The sequence below is a fragment of the Atlanticothrix silvestris CENA357 genome (genome assembly GCF_016056295.1).
GTDB classification, from domain to species: domain Bacteria; phylum Cyanobacteriota; class Cyanobacteriia; order Cyanobacteriales; family Nostocaceae; genus Atlanticothrix; species Atlanticothrix silvestris.
The window spans coordinates 1-19,514 of sequence record NZ_JAECZB010000037.1 but is presented as its reverse complement, the minus strand read 5'-3'; the positions used below and the strand labels follow the sequence as shown (position 1 = coordinate 19,514).

18 protein-coding genes and 1 pseudogene are annotated in these 19,514 nt (G+C 40.9%); 9 read left to right on the top strand and 10 right to left on the bottom strand.

Annotation, left to right across the window (positions count from 1 at the left end; all coding sequences use genetic code 11):
* Nucleotides 1-395: 395 nt before the first annotated feature.
* Complete coding sequence (gene rimI / locus I8751_RS14710; protein ID WP_214439899.1) at nucleotides 396-941, bottom strand: ribosomal protein S18-alanine N-acetyltransferase; 546 nt, start codon at nucleotides 939-941, stop codon at nucleotides 396-398.
* Between the two features lie 91 nt (nucleotides 942-1,032).
* Here rimI and lysA point away from each other — a divergent pair, with 91 nt between their 5' ends.
* The 3 genes from lysA (at nucleotide 1,033) to uppS (ending at nucleotide 4,284) form a co-directional block, all read left to right on the top strand.
* A complete protein-coding gene (gene lysA, locus I8751_RS14705; RefSeq protein ID WP_214439898.1) occupies nucleotides 1,033-2,448 on the top strand; it encodes a diaminopimelate decarboxylase in 1,416 nt (471 codons plus the stop codon).
* Between the two features lie 166 nt (nucleotides 2,449-2,614).
* Complete coding sequence (cdaA, locus tag I8751_RS14700; RefSeq protein ID WP_214439897.1) at nucleotides 2,615-3,538, top strand: diadenylate cyclase CdaA; 924 nt, start codon at nucleotides 2,615-2,617, stop codon at nucleotides 3,536-3,538.
* The gene (gene uppS / locus I8751_RS14695) at nucleotides 3,535-4,284 is read left to right on the top strand and encodes a polyprenyl diphosphate synthase (protein ID WP_214439896.1); all 750 of its coding nucleotides are present in this window, start codon (nucleotides 3,535-3,537) and stop codon (nucleotides 4,282-4,284) included. Before cdaA ends, uppS begins: the two co-directional genes overlap by 4 nt.
* A 95-nt stretch (nucleotides 4,285-4,379) precedes the next feature.
* Here uppS and I8751_RS14690 read toward each other — a convergent pair whose 3' ends face one another.
* From I8751_RS14690 to I8751_RS14680, 3 genes are all read right to left on the bottom strand, one after another.
* Entirely contained in the window at nucleotides 4,380-4,652 is a 273-nt protein-coding gene (locus I8751_RS14690; RefSeq protein ID WP_214439895.1) for a DUF3143 domain-containing protein, read from the bottom strand.
* A 37-nt stretch (nucleotides 4,653-4,689) separates the two neighbouring features.
* Nucleotides 4,690-5,220, bottom strand: a complete 531-nt coding sequence (locus I8751_RS14685; protein ID WP_214439908.1) for a J domain-containing protein — start codon at nucleotides 5,218-5,220, stop codon at nucleotides 4,690-4,692.
* Between the two features lie 593 nt (nucleotides 5,221-5,813).
* A complete protein-coding gene (locus I8751_RS14680) occupies nucleotides 5,814-6,512 on the bottom strand; it encodes a polysaccharide deacetylase family protein (RefSeq protein WP_214439894.1) in 699 nt (232 codons plus the stop codon).
* Between the two features lie 201 nt (nucleotides 6,513-6,713).
* Between I8751_RS14680 and trxA the strand changes: the two genes are divergently transcribed.
* The gene (trxA, locus tag I8751_RS14675; RefSeq protein WP_214439893.1) at nucleotides 6,714-7,055 is read left to right on the top strand and encodes a thioredoxin; all 342 of its coding nucleotides are present in this window, start codon (nucleotides 6,714-6,716) and stop codon (nucleotides 7,053-7,055) included.
* 6 nt (nucleotides 7,056-7,061) lie between these two features.
* Here the strand turns inward: trxA and I8751_RS14670 are convergent, their stop codons facing one another.
* The 4 genes from I8751_RS14670 to I8751_RS14655 all read right to left on the bottom strand — a co-directional run bounded on the left by I8751_RS14670 (nucleotide 7,062) and on the right by I8751_RS14655 (nucleotide 10,658).
* A complete protein-coding gene (locus tag I8751_RS14670) occupies nucleotides 7,062-7,991 on the bottom strand; it encodes an alpha/beta fold hydrolase (protein WP_214439892.1) in 930 nt (309 codons plus the stop codon).
* A gap of 18 nt (nucleotides 7,992-8,009) precedes the next feature.
* Entirely contained in the window at nucleotides 8,010-8,834 is an 825-nt protein-coding gene (locus I8751_RS14665; RefSeq protein WP_214439891.1) for an SDR family oxidoreductase, read from the bottom strand.
* A gap of 228 nt (nucleotides 8,835-9,062) precedes the next feature.
* The gene (locus I8751_RS14660) at nucleotides 9,063-9,758 is read right to left on the bottom strand and encodes a pentapeptide repeat-containing protein (protein ID WP_214439890.1); all 696 of its coding nucleotides are present in this window, start codon (nucleotides 9,756-9,758) and stop codon (nucleotides 9,063-9,065) included.
* A gap of 405 nt (nucleotides 9,759-10,163) precedes the next feature.
* Nucleotides 10,164-10,658 carry a hypothetical protein gene (locus I8751_RS14655; RefSeq protein ID WP_214439889.1) on the bottom strand — a complete coding sequence of 165 codons (495 nt, stop codon included), beginning with the start codon at nucleotides 10,656-10,658 and terminating at the stop codon, nucleotides 10,164-10,166.
* A gap of 831 nt (nucleotides 10,659-11,489) precedes the next feature.
* Here I8751_RS14655 and aroF point away from each other — a divergent pair.
* Nucleotides 11,490-12,362: a 3-deoxy-7-phosphoheptulonate synthase gene (gene aroF, locus I8751_RS14650; protein ID WP_214439888.1), complete on the top strand. Its 873-nt coding sequence runs from the start codon at nucleotides 11,490-11,492 to the stop codon at nucleotides 12,360-12,362.
* Nucleotides 12,363-12,495: 133 nt separating this feature from the next.
* On the opposite strand, the gene I8751_RS14645 is transcribed toward aroF, so the two are convergent.
* Together I8751_RS14645 and folK are read right to left on the bottom strand one after the other, a co-directional pair.
* Nucleotides 12,496-13,044 (bottom strand): NUDIX hydrolase, encoded by a 549-nt coding sequence (locus I8751_RS14645; protein WP_214439887.1) that lies wholly within the window; start codon nucleotides 13,042-13,044, stop codon nucleotides 12,496-12,498.
* 86 nt (nucleotides 13,045-13,130) lie between these two features.
* The gene (folK, locus tag I8751_RS14640; RefSeq protein WP_214439907.1) at nucleotides 13,131-13,628 is read right to left on the bottom strand and encodes a 2-amino-4-hydroxy-6-hydroxymethyldihydropteridine diphosphokinase; all 498 of its coding nucleotides are present in this window, start codon (nucleotides 13,626-13,628) and stop codon (nucleotides 13,131-13,133) included.
* Between the two features lie 349 nt (nucleotides 13,629-13,977).
* Here folK and I8751_RS14635 point away from each other — a divergent pair, with 349 nt between their 5' ends.
* From I8751_RS14635 to I8751_RS14620, 4 genes and pseudogenes are all read left to right on the top strand, one after another.
* On the top strand, nucleotides 13,978-16,272 hold the full coding sequence (locus I8751_RS14635; RefSeq protein ID WP_214439886.1) for a transglycosylase domain-containing protein: 2,295 nt from the start codon (nucleotides 13,978-13,980) through the stop codon (nucleotides 16,270-16,272).
* Between the two features lie 192 nt (nucleotides 16,273-16,464).
* A complete protein-coding gene (locus I8751_RS14630) occupies nucleotides 16,465-17,664 on the top strand; it encodes an FtsW/RodA/SpoVE family cell cycle protein (protein WP_214439885.1) in 1,200 nt (399 codons plus the stop codon).
* A 552-nt stretch (nucleotides 17,665-18,216) separates the two neighbouring features.
* A complete protein-coding gene (locus tag I8751_RS14625) occupies nucleotides 18,217-18,792 on the top strand; it encodes an ATP-dependent zinc protease family protein (protein ID WP_214439884.1) in 576 nt (191 codons plus the stop codon).
* 373 nt (nucleotides 18,793-19,165) lie between these two features.
* Nucleotides 19,166-19,514: pseudogene (locus I8751_RS14620) on the top strand (IS4 family transposase); the annotation flags it as partial.

The following is a 19,514-nucleotide window of genomic DNA, read 5'->3' as shown; positions in this document are numbered from 1 at the left end:
ATATTTAAAAGTCAAGAATACCGGGAATCAATATCTTTTTTAAAAGAAAAAAAAATAATTGATTAAATATTTTAATAAAAAATAGGGCATAAAAATTCATTTTTTATTAAGTTAGGTGTCCAAATATTGACACTAAGACCAGCATTGTTGCTGATACTTTCCTAAAGCAGAGTTGACTTAAAGACTGGGATACATTAGCTCATGACTAATTGCCCTTGGAGGTGAATCAGCAATAATCAACATTCTGACTAATAAAGAAGCAGTTTCCTTCCAAAATCCCCTAGTGTTTTGTCAAATTCATTTTGATGGTTGGCGAGACGCGATAAATCGCCGTTTCTACAGAAAATTCATTTGTCAATTATTGATTGACAGAATATTAGCCCCTAGCCCCTAATTCAACTTAGCTGCCAAGCAGATTTGCTCAACTGCTGACTAACCTTGGTATACCAGTCTGCCAAAGTTGCTTGGAATTGTGGCTGTTGTAAATCCGAACGCCAGAGAATTAGGGCATCCTCACCATTATCTTGGTAGTAACGTCGCCGCCTTCCGGCTGTTTTGAAGCCAAATTTCTGATACAAAGAAATTGCCGCCAAGTTAGAGGCTCGGACTTCGAGGGTCGCTCGTTCTAAGCCGCGATCGCTCGCTGTTTTGAGCAGAGAATACAGTAAAACCTGTCCCAAACCTTGGCGGTGATATTGGGGATGAACTGCCAAAATGGTAATGTGTGCTTCTTCTAAAATTGACCAAAAACAACCCATTCCCAGCAGTTTTGTCCTAGATATAGGAGAAAATAAACCGAGTAAATCACTATTAGGACTGTCCAGCTCTCTTTGGTAGCCCTCCATAGTCCATAATCCACCAAAACAGGCTTGATCAAGTTCTAAGATTGCACTTAGATCCTTTGATGTCAGTGATTGTAATTTTAAGTCTAATGAAATCACATTTATTTGAATAAGATAGCAAACCCTTTGTAAACTGAGAATCGGGAGACTTACTCACGCCCGTAATTTGAGCAAGGACAACTTTACAGTTATGGTATCGACTCACCCCACTGGGGTTCAACATACTGGGACTCAGTATTTACCTCAAAAGCGCAGCACAAACGCTAATCTTTCGCCCAATCAGGAACTTTTACCCATGACTACCCAAGTGAATAGTCATGGCTTCCTGGAAATTGGTGGGTGTGATGTCACAACCCTAGTGCAGCAATTTGGCTCACCTTTATATATTTTAGATGAAGAGACTTTACGTTTGGCTTGTCAGCAATACCGAGATGCTTTCAGGCAATACTACAAAGGTGAATCTCAAGTATTGTATGCTTCTAAAGCATGGAACTGTTTAACTGTTTGCGCGATCGCCGCATCGGAAGGACTAGGAATCGATGTAGTCTCCGGGGGAGAACTCTACACCGCTTTGAGTGCAGGTGTTAGTCCTGATAAAATCTATCTTCACGGTAATAATAAATCTCGTGAAGAATTAGCTTTAGCAATTCAGTCTGGTGTCACTATCGTGGCGGATAACTGGGATGAGTTACACGCTTTGGTAGATATTGTAGGGACACATGTAACGTCTTTACGACCCCGTATCATGCTTCGGCTCACACCAGGAATTGAGTGTCACACCCACGAATACATCCGCACAGGACATTTAGACAGCAAATTTGGCTTTGATCCTAACGATTTAGATGAGGTTTTTGCCTTTGTTAGTCAGCAACCTGCTCTCAATTGCGTAGGGTTACATGCTCACATTGGTTCCCAAATTTTTGAACGCCAACCCCATCAAGATTTAGCTGCGGTAATGGTGCAGTGGTTAAGAGATGCAGCCAATTATGGCCTCAATGTTACAGAACTAAATGTTGGTGGTGGTTTAGGGATTAAGTATATAGAATCAGATGATCCACCTAGCATTGATGAGTGGGTAAAAGCAATTTGTGAAATAGTCCAAACAACTTGTGTTGCCGAAAATTTACCTTTACCCAAGTTACTCTCTGAACCTGGGCGATCGCTAGTTGCCACAGCCTGTGTTACGGCTTACACTATTGGCTCATCTAAAACTATTCCCGAAATTCGTACCTATGTAGCTGTTGATGGCGGAATGTCAGATAATCCGCGCCCAATTACTTATCAGTCAGTTTATCGGGCAGTAGTTGCCAATAAAATGTCTGCTCCCCTTACAGAAACAGTCACAATTGCTGGTAAACATTGCGAATCAGGAGATATTCTCATTAAAAATGCCCAACTGCCAAAAACCGAACCAGGAGATATTCTCGTAGTTATGGGAACTGGTGCGTACAATTACAGTATGGCATCTAACTATAACCGCTTGCCCCGACCAGCAGCAGTTGTAGTGGCAAGCGGCGAAGCAAATTTAATTTTGCAACGCGAAACTTACGAAGACTTGATTCGACAAGATCGCCTGCCAGAAAGACTCAAGAAGGTTGAAGGATAAAAGCTTAAGCCTGAAGGATAAGAATGAAAATTTTCAACTTCATACTTTATAACTTCATACTTCATCCTTCTGTGATCAAAGATGCTAAGCGAATATCTTTCATACTTCTTTTGTCAAAGACGCTACGCGAACATACTTCACACTTCATCCTTTCACACCAGATGTCATGAGAGATTGGTGGAAGCAATGGCTGACAAACCTGGGATGGTCGCAGTCCTTGCTGCTTGGGACTCTCGATATCGTGTTAGTGCTGGCGCTGACGTACATGATACTGGTCATTATTAGTGAGCGCCGAACACTGTGGATGGTACGGGGATTTATTATCTTAATGCTAGCTTCAGCACTCAGTGGTAGATTAGGTCTACCACTGCTAAATTTTGTATTAGAAAAGTTGGTAATTGGCTGTGCTGTGGCGATGGCAGTAGCTCTCCAGTCAGAGTTTCGCCGATTTTTAGAACAATTGGGACGTGGTGAATTTCGGCAGTTATTTCAATCGTCCAATTTAACAATCCCTAAGTCTGATAGTGTGATTGATGAAATTGTTGATGCGGTTAAAGAACTATCGAAAAACCGAATTGGAGCTTTGCTGATTTTGGAAACAACTGGTCCGATTGACGAGCGAGATTTTTCTGTGCCCGGAGTGAAACTAAATGCTGATGTTTCTAAGGAACTAATACAGACGATTTTTCAACCAAAAACTTTGTTGCATGATGGAGCAACTTTAATCCGTGGCTCACGGATTGTATCATCAGGTATAATTTTACCACTTTCGGGACGCACAGCCTCGCGCCAGTTGGGAACACGCCATCGGGCAGCGATGGGAATTACTGAACGGGTCGAAAATTGTATTTGTGTCGTTGTATCAGAAGAAACTGGTTCTATTTCCTTAGCGGAAAGGGGAATCCTAAATAGACCGCTGACGATTAGGAAGCTGAAAGAGTCATTAGAAGCTCGATTGTCGCCAACTGTAGATCGGGAAGCTGTTGCTCCTGGTTTATTAAGTTTGGGTCGTCAGATTGGTGGTAAGGCACTAACACTAGTTTCGCGTTTACTCGGATTACCATCGACCGCCCCTCGAGATAAAAAATGACAGCACAACAAACAGAACTGCAAGAATTACCTCCTGATTTAAAACGAGAACTACTGCCCCAACATGTTGCGGTAATTATGGATGGCAATGGTCGATGGGCTAAACGTCAAGGTCTACCTCGAATTATGGGACATAAGCGAGGAGTAGATGCTTTGAAGGATTTGCTCCATTGCTGTAAGGATTGGGGAATTCAAGCATTAACGGCTTATGCTTTTTCAACCGAAAACTGGAAAAGACCCCAGGAAGAAGTAGATTTTTTGATGACTTTGTTCCAAAAAGTTTTACGCCAAGAACTGCGGGAAATGGTCGAGGAGAACGTTCAAATCAAGTTTGTGGGAAATTTGCAGGCTTTGCCGCGATCGCTCCAACAAGAAATTTCCCGTTCTATGGAAGAAACCAAAAATAACCGCGCTATCCGGTTTTCTGTGGCAACCAATTATGGTGGACGACAGGAAATTTTACAAGCTTGTCGGGCGATCGCTCAAAAAGTTCAGCAAGGTCTACTAGAACCTGATCAAATTGATGAAGAAATTTTTGAAAAACATTTATATACAGCAGGAATTACAGACCCAGATTTATTAATTCGTACTAGCGGGGAAATGCGGCTCTCGAATTTCCTACTGTGGCAAATGGCTTATGGAGAAATTTATATCACTGATACTCTTTGGCCAGATTTTGACCGCACCGAGTTTCACCGCGCCTTATGCGCCTACCAACAAAGGGAGCGAAGATTTGGGAAGGTATGAGAGGATAGGGATTAGTACCGCTGCGCGTAATTCGTAATTCGTAATTCGTAATTCGTAATTTTTTATCCCTAGCCCCTAACCCCTAGCCCCTATATTTATGGCCCAGAAAAAACTGCTTGTTCTATATCTTCCCGACTTAGAGAATATTTGAATGAGCGTTGGATATCTTGTCCATTGTCGCCAGCTTGGATATATCGCACTACGATTTGATCAATATCAAGCCACAATTCAGCTTGCCAAGTAGACTGCTGTAAGTGCCAGCAATGCAGCTGTGTTTCATCTTGCTGACAGCCTTGATCTTTGAGCCATTCCTCAATTTGGGGTAGGGAATGACTGTATAGGGGGGTATCAGCAGAAATAATAGACATAGTAATTTTAGATTTTGACTTAAGATGAGATAATTTTTCAATTGAAATTTTTCATTTCCCACGGACTAGTCGGTTGAGATAGTTGGGAAACCTGCTGTTGAACTGCGGGGGGTGGTTGCAGAAGTTGCGTTTCAAAAGCAGCCTCTCCACGAGTTAAGCCAATAGCAACTGCTAGCAGTAAACAACCTACAAAGGTCAACACCAGAATAAATAAAGCAAAGATTTCACCAGATGATAGGGGGCGATCGCTTGCATCCAAGTAAGCTGATTTTGACCATTTATAAGAATGGGAAACAGGATGGTTTAAGTCAGAGGGCGCTTGAATTACTGTAAAGCGGGAATAGCCGATTTTCAGGTCATAACTTTGTCGCCGTTCTGGACTGCTAAGAGTGGCATAGGCTTCGTTGATTTGCTGAAATTTTGTAGTAGCTAAGGCAGCAGGTAAATCTGTAGTATCGGGATGGTAGCGTTTGCTCAGTTCCCGATAAGCACGACGAATATCTATTACCGATGCCGAGGGATGCAATCCTAGCAGGGAGTAATAAGTTGGTTCACTGCGTTGTGGCATTGCCCCATGATAATTCACGGCTGTTGGAGTCACCTTGCAATCAAGTTTTTTCTAATATTGTAAACCTTCAGTCGCCTAGTTGAATTATTTAACAGTAAACATTGTGGTGATAACTAATGTGAAGAATGTTAAAACAGAACAGAGAAATCCCCCTAATTAAAATTAGGGAGCCAGTCTCATGGGCGGGTTTCCCGACTTGAGAGAACTGGCGTGGATTTGGATAATAACGCATTAAAACTTTATGGCTTGCACCTTCTCGCTTCAAGTATTTTTACCTCTTTTCGTAAATAAATTTAGTTACTCTCATAGGTAATTTATAAAGTAAAAATACAATTTCTGTAGGGTATGTTAGGCATTGCTGAATTACCTAAAGCTTTATTGTAGGAAGGTTGAGATTTTTACCTATTTGTGTAGAGACTTAATTAATCGCGTTTCTACAGACGGTCTATCTGTCTTATTCTTTTTTATAATTGGCATCGCCAAATAAATCTGTTACCAAAATTGTTACGACTCTATTGCTACTGTAAAATTACTTTATGATGATTAATAGTTAAACTCCTCACACCACATTAAAAGCCGTGAAATATGATATTTCACGGCCTTTTTCTTTTAATTTCATGAAATTTGTCTTGTTGCCATAGAGTATCAACTGTCACAAATTGATAGCCTCGTTTTAGTAACTGAGGAATCAGGATATTTATTGTTGCAGCAACGTCTTGTCCACCACAAGCACCATCATGTAAGACGATCAATGAGCCATTTTGTACTTGGTTGAGAACTCGCTGGACTACGGTAGTCACTCCGGGTAGTACCCAGTCTTCAGGTACAACACTCCACATAACTGGACGATAATTCCACTGTGAGAATAACTTTAAAGTTTTAGGTGTAAATAAACCATTGGGCGGCCGAACATCACGCACTTGTTCGGGTAGCAAATTACAGGCATTGTAGATTGCAGCTTGGGTTTCTCCTAAACTCTCCTTAAGCTCACTGGGAGAAAGTACCGGAAAAGAACGATGATCATAGCCATGCAATCCTATCCAGTGTCCACGATCGCTGACTGCTTTAGCAAGTGCTGGTGAACGGTTAACACAAGCACCCAACCAAAAAAAACTAGCTTTAATGTTGTAATTGTCTAACACTTGCAACACTTGGGGCGTGTATTGGGGATGGGGGCCATCATCAAATGTGAGGGCGATCGCTTGAGAATGGCGATCGCCACTCCAAAGACAATTGGGAAAATTGGGTTGGAGAATGCGGTAAACAATAGGCAATACACGAGCAAGTTGCATTTTGATACTGTTTATTAAGTTGAATTTTTTGTACTGGAACTTTACGTTTTCAAGAAAAATTTACATGACTAGATATCTAGCGTAACAATTTAGTTAATACTTACACAAAAAATAAAGCCTCAAAATCTTGTAGCAGAAGAGGGTATAGTTTATACAATCAGCTTTTTACTCAAATTTTCATTTGACACTGGAGAATTAAAAATGTCTACTGACAAAATATCTGCTGACCTAGTTGCTTATGTTCAAGAAAGTGAATTTGATTCCCTTTTAAGTAAAGAAGCAGTGGTTGTTGTTGACTTTACTGCTACTTGGTGTGGACCTTGTCGCCTCATCAGCCCGTTAATGGATCAACTTGCTGAAGAATTCAAAGGCCGCGCCAAGGTCGTTAAAGTAGATATCGACAATAACAAGCCAATTTTCAAAAGATTTGGTCTTCGTAGCATTCCAGCAGTTTTAATTTTCAAGAATGGTGAACTGAAAGAAACTATCGTGGGAGTTTCTCCTTATGAACAATTCAGCAGCGCTGTTGAGAAGATCATTTAGCTTGTTTTAAGAAAATTCAGCAATGAATGGTGCGATCGCTGCTACAAATTCTACAGTTGATTCATAAGGCAACACATTTCGCCCTGGTAATTTAATTCCCCGCCCTTGAGGTAAACAAGCAAGATAGTCAACCAAGCGTTCATCAGGTGTTTCTTGTTTACCTTCTTTGCTAATACTTGATGCTGTTTCCCCTACAACTACTAGGGTTGGTTGCTTAATAACAGTAAGATTTTTAGCATAATTTTGCCGCCAAAAGCCAGCTAAAAAAGAAAATACTGCATAACGACTAGTAGTATTTTCTGCACCTAAAACCAAAGTATTTAACCACTCTGCATCAACAGCATCTTCGGAACCAAAAAGCTGACGAGTTGAGAAAGAACGCAAAAATTTGGACGTGCGTGCATAGCGATAAAAAGCATTACCAAAAGGCGAATCTAAAATATTCCAAATCAGTTTCTGCTGCCATTCTGGTGATTTCTTAGTGATTACAGGCCAAGCCGGAGGGCCAGCAAGTATCAACCCGGCAATTAAATTTAATTCTTTTTGAACTAATTCAATAGCAACTGGCAATAAAGCACCTTGTACTACCACAATTACAGGTTTCTGCACCACTGATTGTAAAAAGTAATGCAATTGTTCTGCCCAATCTTGGGGAGTGTAAGCCACAGATGGCATATCACTTTCACCGCATCCCAATAAATCAGGATTGTAAATGGGATTACGATAACCTGTAGAATACCATTTACCACAAAAGCGCTGCCAAAATTGCCGCGATAATCCCACACCAATTGGGTGAATTAACAGCAAGGGAATGCCTTCATGTGTGGAATTAGTAGGTTGATGTAGTTCATAGGCACAGCGATAATTCTGCCAAGTATAAAATTGGGTTGGAGACGCTGTGAGATTGAGTGTGTTAGCCACAGGAGATGGTTGCATATTTTCGAGTTATTTCTGCTAAAAAATCATCTGTGGATGAATTAATTTGTATCCAGCTGCTTTAATCTTTTGATTGGATACTTTAGCGTTATATGGGCGGTTACTCTTCATAGAAGAATCCCATATAACTTGGGGTAAATTATGTTTTTCAAATAAAGTATCTAGTAATTCACGACTAGTCAGATGTGCATCATTTACTAAATTATAAATGCCTTGCAAGCGGTGTTGACGAACAAATTCTATTGCTGCAACAATATCATCTAGGTGAATCCAATTTGTCACATCGTCACCATTACCAGGACGAGTTGTACCAGGGGCTTTACTAAATATTTTGATTAGCTTTCTATTAGGTCCATAAATGCCACCTAATCTTAAAATACAAACACGGAGATTTTCCCTTGACGCTGCTAACAAGATTTCTTCAGTTTCTTGCAGAATTTCCCCATTGATATTAGCCGGACTCGCTGGCATTTCTTCATCTACCCATGCCCCATCTTGAGCGCCATAAACTGAATAACTTCCTGTATATATCAGTTGTTTAATACTGGGTATATGCGGTAAAATTGAAACTAAGGTTTTGGCAGTACTGATATAGGCTTCTCTATAAGAATTAGCACCTTTTGCACCGACACTCAACAGTACAATATCTTGATTTTGTAGTAATGATTTGAGCTTTTCTAGGTCATTTCCTTGAGTTACTACAACTTGTTGAGCTATTGTTTGTAGTTTTGGGACACGCTCAGGAGTAGTTGTAGTGGCAGTAACTACAAAAGTCATTTTTTGCTGCCAATATTGAGCAACTGCACAACCAACATAGCCACAACCGATAATTGCAATATTCATAATAATTTAGACACAACGCCCAAAGTCTAAAGTCAATATTACAAGAGTTTTTGATTAATGACTCAAGCATGTAATCCCAATTCATCTATTCAAATTATGCTAAAAGGTAGTATAATCACTGTATTCAAATGTTTCCTTCATAGATGGGCGTTGAATCAATACGGTTTGGCTAAAGCTCTTTGATAGATCACAAAGACGCAACAAATCGCCGTATCTACGAAGGAGTGATTAAGTATGAATAGCACCATCAGGCATAATAGCACCAGCCAAATTAGTACCAATCATTTTTACCAGAAGGCGTTCACCAGAACGGATACGCGCTCCGGTTAAGTCAGCTCCACGCAAATCGGCACCACTGAGATCAGCACCAATCAAGTTAGCAGAACGCAAATTTACTTCCCTCATATCGGCTAAAAGTAAGTTGGCTCTAAATAAATTGGCTTCTGATAAATTTGCGCCTCTAAGATTAACTTTGTGCATAAAAGTATCACTCAGATCAGCACCACTCAAGTTAGCATAACTGAGGTTTCTGCCCGATAAATCTTTATTGCTTAAATTGGCTTGACTGAAATCTTTACCACTCAAATCAGGGTTTTGCTTTGGTGGTTGATTATTGTTTGCAGATGATGTTTTTGGTTGAGGAGAAGATGATCTTCTCGGTTGATATGAAGATGATTTTTTTGGTTGAGGTGATGGAGAATTATAAAAGGTTTGATGTTTAACACTCAAAGAGCGTAATTGATCGCGAGCTTCATTAATTGCTTTTAGCTTTTCTTGTGCCTTCTTGTGTAAGCGTGTATTTTCTCTGGGAATACGATCAGGATGCCACACAAAAACCAAGTCTTTGTAAGCCTGGTTCACTTCTTCAAGTGTCGCCCCAGGTTCTAACTCTAATATTCTATAATACTGCTCCAGCTCGCTCATAAGGTGTTTTAGTGGACAATCAAATTAATTATGAGTGTGCAACCCTCTATCGGCTTAATTTTTGATGCTATGTGTTTTTTGATATATAGGTTTAGAGAAAAAACACTTTGATATGCTTGGGGGTGTTTGACCAAAATTTAGAACTAGGAAGTTCTGTAGCAGCTACTTGCGTAGGCGTAAGCTGATATCCAAATATTATACAAGCGTAGCGCAGCAAACTAAGTCCATCAATAACTCTTTTGTTGGCATACCCCAAAATGCTATGGCAGTCCGTTTTGATTTGGAGAACTTACTTACGTGGGTAAGAACAGGGGATAGGCAATAGAAAACAAGACTTTGCGAGTTGTACTGAGTTTTTTAAATAGATAAGATTTTCATGTCTGTTTTACTTTTGAATTACTATTTTTATCTGCCCATTTCTCGATTTCTCCATCGATTCATTGCTCTCAAATATGCTGCAACGGGAATTTGATAAACTTCAATAAAAATCCAAAAAATAATTGCTAAATGTGATAAAAAAGTTAATCCTGTCCAGATATATGGCATCCAGGTAATAGGAGCATTTAATGTTGGGGGAAAGTAGTAAGCTACTATACCTATTAAAGTTGTAGGAAACAATACAAAAGCAATTGCTGCTAGCCCATAACCCCAACCCAATTCCACGCCTTCTAATTGAGCTTCATTCCAGTTAAAGCCATTCCAACGCCAAACCAAGGGAGGTTGTCGAGAAGGCATCTTGATTTGCTGTTGTTCTAGGTTGACGGTAAAAATTTCATGGCAAAAGTCACAAGCCATAGCCTCCATCAATGGCATCTGAGAAATCTTACCTATCCGACAGACTGGGCAGGGGTAAAGTCCTTGATAGTCAAAAGATGTGGTTAAGATTTTGGAACTGGGCATAATGAAACTAAGTTGTACTCAAAAGTTGATCGAGTAGATGCAGAATGGGGCATGAAAAGAGAAATTTTCATTCTGCGCTGTGAGCGATAGTTATGAGTATTTAAATCAAATTTTTTGAGATTTAATCAGCGATGATTTTGATGACCCCTTACCTAAAAATATAATTTATGTAAATCTGGTAACGTCTATTCACAAATCGTTCCTTGCCTATGCCAACAAGCAAAAAGTCTTTATTGCCAGAGTTGTAATGAGTCTATCGCTTTTTTTTAGTGTTGTGCGGGTCTTGACGCTACCAATTTCTTCTGTTATTCTTACTTTAAGTAAAGGTGTACATTAAATTTTTAGCCCATTACCCTACAAATGTTCAGCAGCAGTTACTACTTTTATTTTTGGTTCAAGGCGGTTCACCGGGAGTGAATGAAGTTTCCGAATGGAAACCGCCCGGTGAACCGCAGAGCAAACTCTGCGGTTTTTGTGTTTTAAGGAGCAAAATTTCATTGTGATGACCTATTTCAGTAGCTGGTTTTATGGTTTTTACTTTTGGCCCAGAGCAAGTTCCGGGTAAATAGCGTCATGCTGATGAATCAGAACGCGCCCGGAACTTAAAGGTTCCGGGCTTTTTTGTTGTTACTAAAAGCTAGGGACTAAGAAAGAGGCAGGGAAAAGCAGGGGAGCAGAGGAGCAGAGGAGCAATAACTAAATAACTCTTGCCTATTGCCTATTGCCTTTTTCCCCATGCCCCATACTTCGGCTCCTTTCGACTGCGCTCAAGGCAAGACGCTCAGTACAAGTGCCCCATGCCCAATGCCCAATCCCCAATTAATGAGAATCATGATTAACGCCAAACTTGCTAAACAATCTCATTCTAGCCACCAAACAATTGTTAAACTCTCACAAACAGTTGCCTTCGGTGGTGAAGAATTAGTCATCATTGGAGGCCCTTGCGCTGTGGAAAGTTTAGAACAAATGGAGACAGTTGCCCAAAAGCTATCTGCTGCATCTGTACAAGCATTACGTGGTGGTGTCTATAAACCCCGTACCTCTCCCTATGCTTTCCAGGGAATGGGAGAGGAAGGATTGGAGGTTTTAGCAAAAGTGCGATCGCGTTACAATATTCCAGTCATTACCGAAGTCATGTCAATTTCCCAAATCGAAGTAGTCGCTGCCCATGCTGATATGCTTCAGATTGGCAGTCGCAATATGCAAAATTTTGATTTACTGAAAGCTTTGGGACAAGCTGGGAAACCGATACTTTTGAAGCGTGGTTTAGCAGCGACAATTGAAGAATTCGTCATGGCGGCTGAATATATCTTAAGCCACGGCAATCCTGATGTAGTGTTGTGCGAACGAGGTATCCGCAGCTTTGATAATTACACCCGCAATGTTCTAGATTTAGCGGCAGTAGCAGCTCTCAAGCAAATAACTCACTTACCAGTGATTGTAGATCCTTCTCATGCTGTAGGTAAGCGGGAACTAGTAGCACCTATGGCAAAGGCTGCGATAGCTTGTGGGGCAGATGGGTTAATTATTGAGTGTCACCCAGAGCCAGAAAAATCTGTTTCTGATGCCCGTCAAGCACTTTCTTTGGAAGATATGGTGAATTTGGTTGATAGTTTAAAGCCTATAGCAGCAGCCATTGGGCGGAATATATCAAAAGCGATAGGGGTGGGTTTAAAACCTGCCCCTATTTATTATGCAGCCTAACCTAACCCAAGCAGTGGGTGCAAACTTAAAGTTGATATTTAGTTAACCTACTACTTTGTCAAGTTAGTTTTGAGGATCTGTAGTAAGCACTTTAGTGCTAAAAAAATAAGGACTAAAGTGCTTACTACGCAATTTAAAGCAAAAAAGGACGAGCCAGAAAAAAGCTAGTAATTGATTTAGCATCTACTGGCTCTCCTTGGAGAATAGCTTTTTCTAGCTCTTCGGGAGTCAACAGCACAGTTTCGATGTCTTCATCTTCATCACCATCTGGTTGTATATCTAGTTTTTCTAAATCTCGCGCGAGAAAGGCATAGATAATTTCGTCAGAATAGCCAGGAGCCAAGAAAAATTCTCCTAATTTGTCCCATTTTTGGGCGCTATAGCCAGTTTCTTCGGCAATTTCACGTTGTATTGTTTCTAAGGGTTCTTCAGCTGATTCTACAGTACCTGCAGGAAATTCTAATAAGCGTCCTTGAATTGCAAAACGATATTGGCGTACAAGTACAAGTTTTCCCTCTGCTGTTATGGGCACAGCTAGAGCGCCACCAGGGTGACGAACACACTCCCATTCTCCTTCTGATTTATTGGGCAAACGCAAGCGATTCACTTCAAAATCAAACTTGCGTCCCTTATAAAACAAGCGTTGCTTCAGCAGTTGTGGTAATTCTCTACCTAATGGCATAATAAAATTTTGTTATCTTTAATACCGATATAAACACTGTGATTGGTAGTCAAACCAGCGTTTTGTGCTTTTATTGGGTAGTAATTTTAAGCGCCCTGCAATAAATGTACATCAGAACAGTCTACCTCTTTCACCAGATCTTTGATAGCACACCCAGAAACTGGTTCTAACCAATCTGGGGCAATTTCTGCAAGTGGCACTAATACAAAAGCTCGCTCTCGCATTCGAGGATGAGGAATCTGGAGGGTTGGCGTATTCCAAATTAAGTCATCATATAGTAACAAATCCAAATCTAGCGATCGCGGTCCCCAACGTTCCCGCCGTACTCGCCCAAATTTCTGTTCTATTGCTAATAGGGTATTTAACAATTGCTGTGGTGGCATTTCTACTTGCAAAATAACGCAGCCATTTAAGTAATCTGGCTGCGGTGGCCCTACTGCTTTAGTCTGGTACAAACTAGATTTAGCTTGTAAAACAATACCAGGTGTTTTAGCTAATATATTGATCGCTGCGGCTAAAATTTTTTCGGAATTGCCCATATTACTACCAAGAGCAATTGCGCTTCGCTCACAGTTGGGGATCATCCCACTTGCCTTGAACAAAGCACTCTCTGGGTGCGTTATTGCATCCTTTGTCACATTTTTACCAAGTGTTTTTATATAGTCTTATAGGTCTTAGAAACTACAATAAAACTACTGTTTTATTTTAAAAAAATAAAAATAGAACAATTTAAAAAAACATTATGTATCAATGAATTTAGTTAACTATTTATAGGCTATTATACTAACACAAACGTGGTGCGCTAACCCCAAAATGGTTACATGGTGGTTAGGTGTCAGCTACTTTGAGCAAGGAACTGACGTGGGTAAGCCTACCTCCTAGTTCAAGCAACGAGCAACTAATGTAAGTGACTCTGACAAGGAGGAACCGCGATTGCAACCTGGTAATCATTACGATAATGAGAAATCAACAAATAAGACCTTACCACCAACGAAGCTTGTGAGGGCAAGGCAGTTATTGAGTCAGGTGAGTGGTGTCTCATCTGGTATATTTACTAGGTTAACTAGCAGCGATAAACCGTTTTATCGTCGCATCTGGTTTTGGACAGGCTTGAGTGTAAGTGGTGGAATTATTGCTTTTGCCTACGTTCTCGGATCAATAGATCGGACTTTGCCAGATAAATCTGAACTGAAAGCTGTTGTCCGAGAGCAAACATTGACGATCAAAGGTGTCGACGGCACCATCTTACAACAGCAAGGGGAAGCAACTAGAGAACCGCTAAGACTAGATCAAATACCTGATACTCTGCAAAAAGCCTTCATAGCTTCAGAAGACAGAAGGTTTAAGCAACATTATGGCATTGATCCTCAAGGGATTATTAGAGCAGGTTGGAATAACTTGCGATCGCAGAATGTCATAGAAGGTGGTAGCACTATCACTCAGCAAGTAGCACGAATTCTTTTTTTAAAACAAGAACGAACAATTTGGCGCAAACTCAAAGAAGTCCGTTTGGCGCAAAAAATGGAGCAAGAATTGACCAAAGACCAGATTCTTGAGCGCTATTTGAATCTAGTTTATTTAGGGTCTGGTGCTTATGGTGTAGCAGATGCTGCTTGGGTATATTTCAGTAAAACGGTGGATCAACTCACCTTACCGGAAATGGCGATGATTGCCGGATTAGCTCCTGCACCCAGTTCCTACTCACCAGATCGGAATCCAGAAGTTGCGAAACAGCGGCGAAACTTGGTATTGCAGCGGATGCACGAAGATGGAATGATCACAGCAACTCAAAGGCAGATAGCAACTCAAGCACCATTAACCCTTACAAGTAGTTTACCCAAGCGACTGCAAGTAAATTCTCCCTACTTTACCAGCTACATCCAAAAAGAATTACCAAAGTACGTTTCCCCTGATATTTTAAATAGCGGAGGTTTAGTTGTAGAAACTACCCTAGACCCCAATTGGCAAAAATTAGCGGAAGCAGCAGTTGCTAAAACGTTGCGAAATCAAGGACGCTGGGAGAACTTTAAACAAGCCGCCTTAGTAGCCGTTGACCCCCGTAATGGCGAAATTCAAGCTATGGTTGGGGGAAAAGATTTTGGAAGAAACCAGTTTAATCGCGCCACCCAGGCACAACGTCAGCCAGGATCGACATTTAAAGGTTTTGTTTATGCCACAGCTATAGCCACCGGGAAGAGTCCCTACGATGGCTATATGGATGCACCTTTTGTCGTCGATGACTACGAGCCCAAAAACTACGGTAAGACCTTCCGAGGTTCAATGAGTATGCGAGATGCTCTCACCCGTTCTATCAATGTAATTGCGGTGAAGGTATTAATCGATGTGGGATTTGAACCAACGATTAAACTGGCTCATAATATGGGGATTAAATCAGAACTTAAGCCCACCTATTCCTTAGCTCTCGGCTCGAATGAAGTCAATCTATTGGAATTAACCAGCGCTTATGGTAGTTTTGCCACTCAAGGATTGCACACAGAATCTCATGGGATTCGACGCATTCTTAACCGCCAAGGTCAGGTAATTTGGTCAAAAAATTTTCAAGCTAAGCGGGTGCTTGACGCTGGTAGTGCTGCGATCATGACCTGGATGTTACGCAACGTTGTAGAAAATGGTACAGGTGCTGCCGCCCGATTAGGTAATCGGCCTGTAGCCGGAAAGACTGGCACATCTGATGAAGCACGCGATTTATGGTTCATTGGCTACATTCCTCAACTAGTCACAGGGGTTTGGTTGGGTAACGATGACAACCGTCCCACTGCGGGGAGCAGTGGTAGTGCTGCTTATACCTGGAATGAATTCATGGAAAAAGCGGTTGAGGGAATGCCTGTAGAAAAGTTCCCCGAAAGACCAAAGCTAGAGGGTCGCAAAGGCAGCATTAAGTCCAAACCTATCAAGCCCAAAAAAGTGCTTCATCGCTCCCTGTCTTCAGACGAAGATACTGAGGCAACTAATGACAGTGGTTCATCTAGAAGGAGTAGAAGGCGTTATCAACAAAACAACGATACACCTTCAGAGTCACCTAGAAGACGGCGAAGTTATCGTAGCAAAGCATCAAGTTCTAGTGAATCTACTTCAAGAAGAAGCAGAACTAGACGAGTAGAATCAGAATCGCCTTCGAGATCTCGGAGTTCTTCATCTGCTGAAAACAAGAGTTCTGGTTCATCGTCACAACCTTCTTGGCGGGATAGACTCAGACCTAACCAATAGAGTTTTATTAGTTGCCAACTAACCACTGACAACTGACAACTGACAACTGACCACTGACCACTAACCACTAACCCGCGTAGTGTAATTAAATTCACCATGCGATCGCATATTATGAGTTACAAGTTATGAGTTATAAGTTATAAATTATGAGTTTTATTTCTAACTCCTAACTTTAATTACCCGTAATAAATCGTGAATCTACGCCGCCTGATTCCAATTTTTGATAACTCTGTCTCTAGCTGGGCGTTAGAGGCACGGTTGCTGCGCTGGTTAACATTAATTTGGCTGTTCGTCGGATTGATTATGCTGTTTTCGGCATCCTATGTCGTTGCTGATGCACGTCAAGGTGATGGACTTTATTACTTTAAGCGCCAACTTTTGTGGGTTTTAGTTTCCTTAATCGGATTCAACATTATTGTTAATCTCCCCTTACGGAAAATTTTGGAGGTATCTCATTGGTTTTTAGCACTGTTTTTGGTGTTAATTTTCGTTACCTTGATTCCAGGATTAGGCAAAAAAGCTTTTGATGCTGCGCGCTGGATAGCCATCGGGCCAGTGCCAATTCAACCTTCAGAATTGATTAAACCCTTTTTGGTACTGCAAAGTGCGCGACTATTTGGACAATGGGAACGGCTGACTTGGCGAGTTCGCTTCACTTGGCTGGGTATATTTTGTTTAGTACTTTTAGGAATTATTGCTCAGCCTAACTTGAGTACAACAGCACTCTGCGGCATGACTATTTGGCTAATTGCCTTAGCAGCGGGGTTGCCGTACAAATACTTGGGAGGAACAGCCCTTGGGGGAATATTATTAGCGACACTCAGTATTAGTATTAAAGAATATCAGCGCAAACGCGTCATGTCATTCCTCAATCCTTGGGCAGATGCTACAGGTGATGGATACCAACTGGTACAAAGTTTACTGGCGGTAGGTTCTGGTAAAACCTGGGGGGCTGGATATGGACTTTCCCAACAAAAGCTGTTTTATTTACCAATTCAAGATACTGATTTTATTTTTGCCGTATTCGCGGAAGAATTTGGATTTGTTGGCAGTATGACGTTGTTGATACTTTTAGCTTTATTTGCCACTTTAGGATTAATCGTGGCACTTAAAGCGAAAAATCCAGTGAATCGATTAGTCGCAATCGGTGTGACAATTTTGATGGTAGGACAATCACTACTGCATATTGGTGTGGCTACAGGTTCTCTACCAACTACAGGTTTACCATTGCCTATGTTTAGTTATGGTGGTAATTCTATGATTGCCAGTTTGGTAGCTGCTGGGTTGCTAATTCGGGTAGCCCGCGAGAGTAGTGAAGCAGAAGTAGTACCATTACGTAGATCTGGTGAAAAAAAGCTTCAGCGCCGGATATTCCAGAAAACTAAACGTTGATTATAGCAAGTTAGTCATAAATAGTACTTTGTCAAGCTAGTTTTGAGGGTTTATAGCGAGTTGGCGTGGTCTTCTCTTAAAAATATAGAGACTAGCGCCAAAAGCCAATATGGAGACTCATTCAATACATAAGCTTTATCATTTAAAATTCAGAACTGGAGTTGAAAAAAGAAGCTTGCAAACCCTTGGCAACAGAAATTTAGTATTTAAGGTCAATAGACCTATTGCACGAATATTTAAACACTGAAATGTAGAACTTGATTTAGCGTTCTCCTTTGCGTCTTTGCGCGCCAGTTGCTACAAGTCGGGGAACCCACCCAACGCACTGGCTTGCCTTTGCGCGAGCTTTTAAAGATATTTGCAGCAATACCAAAGTATTTATGCAAGATGTCTAATGTAACAAGCGTTAATTTCTGGCTTCTAAACCCCAATTTCAGGTTTTTCTCCTCAAAAACTCGTCAAATCAACCTTTAGAATGATTTGGTTATAAATGTAACAAAATATATTATTTATGGGCTATAGAGTCCGGTCTATAGTAAATATTTGCTACCCATGAGGATTAGATTCGACTGGTTTACGCCAAATACGGTTAAAAAATTTTTGCTGGTAATTTCCATCAGTCTGTTGCCGGGAGCAGGATGCAGTTTACAAGAAACTAAAGCTACTGACTCAGCGCAACAACAAAATCAAACTGTTGGCTGGATAGAAAAGGGAAAAATTGCTGGTGTCGAAAAAGAGGTGAAAGTTAAGCTAGATACAGGTGCAACGACTACCTCTATTAATGCTGATATTTTAGAACAGCCCGGTAAAGAAACTGAATCCGGCGGCATGATTAAATTCCGCTTTAGTGATGGAGATGGAGTTAAACAGACTTTTGAACTGCCTATCGTGCGGTGGGTTCGGATTGAAAGTCGCCAATCTGACTATATTCGTCGCCCGGTAGTACGCATGAAACTTTGTGTGGCGGGTCAGTGGATTGAGGAAGAAGTAAACCTTGCCGATCGCGACGATTTCAACTATCCAGTCTTAATCGGACGCAATATGCTCGAAAAAGGCAAATTGGTTGTTGATTCATCCCAGACATTTACTAAAGACCCATCTTGTCCAGCCCAGGAGGCGCAACAGTGAAGCGTACTTTTTATGCCTTACTTTTCGCCTTGTTTTTAGCGGCGAGGGTTCAGGCTGTTAGTAGAAACCTGAGAAAACAAGAATCGACCCCACAAATAGTAGCATTTTTGTTGAGTAGAGCTAATGTTCCGGCACGAGTGGGCAATGGTATTTATTTGAGAAGTGAAGAAGTTTATTCAACTGATTTTGCTGAAGGGGTGACAAAGAGGCTGAAGCTCAGGAAATACAAGAGTGTGACTGTTTTGGGGTAAAAAAAGATAGGTCAGGTATTCTCAACAAGACCTATCAAATGATAATGTTACCTAAATTCTACCAAAACTGCTTTCAAAATGTACTGACACCCGCACAGTACAAGATGTTGGAAATCTTGATTATGCTGTTACAATTTCATAAAACTGTGACAATTGAGAAGCTGGCGACAGTATTTCCCCAACCGATAAAATTTGAGAGTCGGCGACGAAGCATCCAAAGATTTTTATTACTGCCAGAGTTATCAATTCAATACATCTGGTTTCCATTACTCAAAAGATGGGTTAAAAACAGCAGACAATCTCAGGAGAAACAATTGATATTTGCGATTGATAGAACACAGTGGCGTGGTGAAAATGTGTTCGTCATTAGTTTAATAGAACAAAAAAGAGCTATTCCAGTTTATTGGCTATTGTTAACAAAAAGAGGATGTAGCAATCTAGGCGAGCAGAAAAAGTTAATTCGCCCATTGT